We start from the raw sequence: 812 nt of genomic DNA, 5'->3' as shown, positions 1-812 counted from the left end.
TCACACGTTCAATCGGGTTTAACAAGCTGCGCTTAACCAAGAAATATGAGCCAAAAGCGAAACCTAAAATCGAAATAAGCACTAAACCCGCAAGCGCCAAGTACGGCGAATCCACTTGAGCATTGGCAATGGCCGTATGACGAGAACTCCCGATCACCACATACAAATAACCAATGGTTGAGCCAAGCTCCTCTATCGCTGCGACAGAAAAGACTTTATGTTCATCACGATTACGCGGGTCATCACCTAGAATCGGGAAAGGTTCTCCACTGAGAAACTGACGAATAGGAGCCAGATTCACCGCTCCCATCAATTCCGTCCCTTCTGGCGCAGCGTGCGTAGTAATGTTGCCTTGGCTATCAAGAAAATAGATTTCGAAATCAGGCCCTATCAACATGAGGGTGTGGAAAATCGACTTGAGTGCTTTGGGATTGTAGTCCGTACCAATCATGAGCGGATTATCATCCCGCATGTGACTGGCTAGATCTTGATGTAAGCTTTGCTTGGTGCGAAGCTCAATGGTCTCTTTTTGCCAATTGTAAGTCAGCGCAATGGCCGCCATCGCCAAACAAAACCAAACCGTGGTGAATACCACCAAACGAGATTTGAAGCTCATCCTATCGCCTCCTCACACCGCCCATTATGAGCGCGGCTGAAATTTGTACCCAACACCCCAAACCGTTTGAATAAAATGATGCTCTGAGTCCGACAACGACAGCTTGCTGCGCAAGCGATTAATGGTGCTACAAACCGTGTGATGATACCCAGCATGATTGGTGTTCCAGACATGATCCAACAGCTCGTCCTTACTG

Annotated in this window: 1 protein-coding gene and 1 pseudogene; both read right to left on the bottom strand. The window is 47.7% G+C overall.

The window, feature by feature from the left end:
* Window positions 1-616, bottom strand: a pseudogene (locus R7O13_RS25840) (sensor histidine kinase); the annotation flags it as partial.
* Window positions 617-640: 24 nt separating this feature from the next.
* A partial coding sequence (locus tag R7O13_RS25835; RefSeq protein ID WP_318305069.1) for a winged helix-turn-helix domain-containing protein occupies window positions 641-812 on the bottom strand: 172 nt, incomplete at its 5' end.

This window comes from Vibrio sp. Y176 (assembly GCF_033438945.1).
This window is presented reverse-complemented; position numbering and strand designations above follow the sequence as displayed.